The 3,995-nt window shown below is 74.2% G+C and carries 3 protein-coding genes and 1 pseudogene; 3 read left to right on the top strand and 1 reads right to left on the bottom strand.

Features of this window, described 5'->3' with window-relative positions:
• On the top strand, nt 1-1,135 hold a 1,135-nt coding region (locus tag IH13_RS38285; protein ID WP_031087877.1), incomplete at its 5' end, for a cellulose binding domain-containing protein.
• A 311-nt stretch (nt 1,136-1,446) separates the two neighbouring features.
• Here the strand turns inward: IH13_RS38285 and IH13_RS0124450 are convergent.
• On the bottom strand, nt 1,447-2,190 hold the full coding sequence (locus IH13_RS0124450; protein ID WP_031087875.1) for an SDR family oxidoreductase: 744 nt from the start codon (nt 2,188-2,190) through the stop codon (nt 1,447-1,449).
• A gap of 267 nt (nt 2,191-2,457) precedes the next feature.
• Between IH13_RS0124450 and IH13_RS44875 the strand changes: the two are divergent.
• Together IH13_RS44875 and IH13_RS0124440 are read left to right on the top strand one after the other, a co-directional pair.
• Nucleotides 2,458-3,076 (top strand): annotated as a pseudogene (locus IH13_RS44875) (GDSL-type esterase/lipase family protein); the annotation flags it as partial.
• 143 nt (nt 3,077-3,219) lie between these two features.
• A partial coding sequence (locus IH13_RS0124440) for an ATP-dependent DNA ligase (protein ID WP_031087870.1) occupies nt 3,220-3,995 on the top strand: 776 nt, incomplete at its 3' end.

The following is a 3,995-nucleotide window of genomic DNA, read 5'->3' as shown; positions in this document are numbered from 1 at the left end:
GGCGGGCTGGACCGCACCCACGACCGCCGCGGTCCAGAAGCTGCGCGCCGCCGGGTTCGCCCACACGATCATGGTGGACGCGCCCAACTGGGGCCAGGACTGGGAGGGCGTCATGCGCGCCGACGCCCGGTCCGTGTACGACGCCGACCCCACCGGCAACCTGATCTTCTCGATCCACATGTACAGCGTCTACGACACCGCCGAGAAGGTCACCGACTACCTCAACTCCTTCGTCGGCGCCGGACTGCCCCTGCTCATCGGTGAGTTCGGCGGCCCTGCGGACCAGTACGGCGATCCGGACGAGGACACCATGATGGCCACCGCCGAGAAGCTCCGGCTGGGCTACCTGGCCTGGTCCTGGAGCGGCAACACGGACCCGGTCCTCGACCTGGTCATCGACTTCGATCCCGCCCGGCTCAGCCCCTGGGGCGAGCGCGCCCTCCACGGCCCCAACGGCATCACCGAGACCTCCCGCGAGGCCACGGTCTTCGGCGGAGGCCAGGGCGGCGGCGACACCCAGGCCCCGACCGCACCCGGCACCCCGACCGCCTCCGGGGTGACGGCGGACTCCGCCACCCTCAGTTGGACCGCCGCCACCGACGACGTCGGAGTCACGGCCTACGACGTGGTCCGCGTGACCGGCGGATCCGAGACGAAGGTCGCCTCCTCCGCGACCACCTCGGCCTCCGTGACCGGCCTGTCCGCCGGCACCGCGTACAGCTTCGCCGTCTACGCCCGTGACGCGGCCGGCAACCGTTCCCCGCGCTCGGGCACGGTGAGCGTCACCACGTCCGAGGGCGGCGGCACGCCCGGCGGTGTCTGCTCCGTCGGCTACCGGGTGGTCGGCGAGTGGCCGGGCGGATTCCAGGGGGAGATCACCCTGCACAACACGGGCACCGCCGCCGTCGACGGCTGGACGCTGGCCTTCACCTTCCCCGACGGCCAGACAGTCACCACCATGTGGGGCGGCACCGCGGCGCAGAACGGGGGCGCGGTGAGCGTCACCCCGGCCTCGTACACCTCCACGATCGCGGCCGGCGGCTCGGTCACCGTCGGCTTCACCGGCGGCCTGACCGGCGGCAACGGAGCGCCGACGGCCTTCACGCTCAACGGCGGCGCCTGCACCGCGGCCTGACCGCGGCGACGGCGCCCACCCTGAGGTCCGGTCAGGCGTACGGCCCCCGCACCATGCCCTGCCCGGGCCTCCCCGGTCCGCGTCGGCCGGCGGAAGCGGTCCCCGCCCCGCACCCGCTTCCGCCGGCCGGCGTGCACGCCCCACGCGCACGACCCGCGCACGACCCGCGTACGCCCCAGGGACGGGCGGCGTACGCCGGTTCGCCGCGGCCACCGTCTGCGCGTGACCGGCCGAACATGTCGACCCGGGCCGAGCACGCGTCAGACCGGCCGGGCAGGTCACGCAGGTCACGCAGGTCAGGGCAAGTCGGGTCAGGCAGGCCGGACCGCCAGCCAGTCGCGGTAGCGGGTCGGGGTGATCCGGGCGTCCGGACCGGCGATGATCGCGTCGCCGGGGACGGCCGAGAACATCCCGGCCGTGTGGTCGGTGACGACGGCCCGCTGGTCGCCGCGCGCGTCGAGGGTGATCCTGCCGAGTTCGTCGAGCGGATAGACGTCGGCGCCCGCGATGTCGAGGGTGCCCTGGAGCGGGGGCGTCACGGCCACCTCCGCGACGGTCCGGACGACGTCCGCCGCGGCGATCGGCTGGAGCCGGGTGGAGGGCAGGCGGACGGTCTCCCCGTCGGAGGTCCAGGACATGATGTCGTCCACGAACTCGAAGAACTGGGTGGCCCGGACGATCGAGTACGGGACGGGACCGGCCTTGACGACGTCCTCCTGGAGCACCTTGGCGCGGTAGTAGTCGAGGTCGGGCACCCGGTCCGCACCCACGATGGACAGGACCACCACATGACCGACGCCCTGCTCCCGGGCGGCCGTGAGCAGGTGGTCCGTCGTCGTACGGAAGAAGGCGGCCGAGGCCTCGTCGAAGGTCGGCGAGTTCGTCACGTCGACGACGGCGTCGGCCCCTTCGAGGGCGGGCCCGAGGCCCTCCCCGGTCAGGAGGTCGACGCCGGTGGACCTCGACAGCGGTACCGCCTCGTGTCCGGCCGCCTTGAGGTCTTCCACGGCCCGGGAGCCGATGAGCCCGGTCCCGCCGAGCACTGCGATCTTCATGTCGTCGCCCCTTGCACACACCCGCAGAGAGAGATATTCCCGCTTTATCCCTTTCGGGGCACCCTACAGCTCTCTCGGGCCCCGTCCCCGTACTGGCAACTCGCCGACCGCCAGGGGCCGCTGACCCGCCAGGCCGAGGACACCTGGGCCCTGTCGGCCGGGCCGGTGTCAGCACGATCCGGCCGGGGACGGCCCACCGGGTCCTTCCAAGGGCGGCCCTCGGTGCCGGTGCCGGCCGGGGCCCAACGTGGTGTCGGACCCGCTGGACTGACCGACGGCCGGGGCTCGACCACGGACATGAACGACCGCTGGCCCGATCTGTTGCGCAAGCGGCTCGCGGCGGGGCCGCCCGCGAGCGCCTCGACCGCGAGCGCCGACCAGGCGCCGGCGGCAACCGCCTCCTGCAGGACGGCCTGGGCCCCAACGGCCTGGCCCGGCTGGACCGTGACGTCCTGGCACAGAGCGGGGTCGACCGGCTGCTGGCCTTCGAAGGCGTCAACGACATCGGCACCGCCCCCGCTACTTCCGTCGCCCAGAAGCGGATCGCGGCGGACGTCATCGCGGCGGAGGAGCAGATCATCACCCGGGCCCACGCCCAGGAGACCCAGGCGTACGGGGCGACACTCACCCCCATCGGCGGCAACACCGATCACGACGACCCCGCCGGCCACCGCGAGGAGGCCCGGCAGCGGATCGACACCTGGATCCGTACGAGCGGCCGCTTCGACCGCGTCATCGGCTTCGCCCGGGCCGCCCGCGACCCGCACCGGCCCGGGCGGCTCCGGGCCTCGTACGACACCGGCGACCACCTGCGCCTCGACCCGGCCGGCTACCACGGGCACTCGCCGACGCCGACGCCGTCCCGGCCCACCTGTTCCGGCAGTCCCCGCTCCCCGGCGGGTTCGCCTACAAGGCCGTCCGGCCCGCCGCGGAGTTGCCCGGACCGGTCCGAACGGCGCCCCAGGGGCGACGCGACCGACACGCTCTCCCTGGCGGCTTTCCGCCGCACTCTGCTGAGAGGGTGCCGCCATGGCCACTCTGCCCCGGTTCGCCCCCATGCTCGCCACTCCCGGGCCCCTGCCGTCCGCCGCCGTCGACGACCGGTGGGCGTACGAGGTGAAGCAGGACGGCCAGCGGGCCCTGGTCTACCTCCCGGGCGACGGCTCGGTGGAGCTGAGGGCCCGGTCCGGGACGGACATCACGGCCGCCTACCCGGACCTCGCCGGTCTCGGGGCCGCGCTCGGTGACGTACCGGCGGTACTGGACGGCGAGATCGTCGCCCTGGACCGCCAGGGGCGCAGCGACTTCGAACGCCTCCAGTCCCGGATGGGGCTCTCCGGGTCACCCGTGAAGGCGGCCCGGGCGGCGGAGCGGGTCCCGGCCCACCTGGTCCTCTTCGACGTGCTGTTCCTGCGCGACGTGAGCCTCGTGGCCCAGGTGTACCGGGAGCGCCGGGCCGCGCTGGAAGGGCTCGGGCTGGACGGGCCGCGCTGGTCGACGCCCTCGGTGGTCGTCGGACACGGACAGCGGGCCCTGGACATGACCCGGGAGGCGGGGCTGGAGGGCGTCCTCGCCAAACGGCTGAACTCCGTGTACGAGCCCGGGGTCCGCTCCCGGTCCTGGATCAAGATCCGGCACGCCCGCACGGCGGACGTCGTCGTCGGCGGCTGGGTGCCGGGCCGGGGCAGGCTCGGCGGGCTGCCCGGGGCGCTGCTGGTCGGTGAGCGGCACGAGGGCGGGCTGCGGTACGCGGGCAGTGTCGGCACGGGGTGGAGCGACGCCGAGCGGACCCGGCTCGCCGAGCT

The sequence above is a fragment of the Streptomyces sp. NRRL WC-3549 genome, from assembly GCF_000721935.1.
In the GTDB taxonomy this organism is placed as follows: Bacteria; Actinomycetota; Actinomycetes; order Streptomycetales; family Streptomycetaceae; genus Streptomyces.
Note: the sequence above shows the minus strand (reverse complement) of the source record. Positions and strands in the feature narration are given on the sequence as shown.

Coding starts and splice junctions, on each gene's coding strand:
- IH13_RS0124450 (WP_031087875.1), bottom strand. CDS start 2,190: ATGAAGATCGCAGTGCTCGGCGGGACCGGGCTCATCGGCTCCCGGGCC.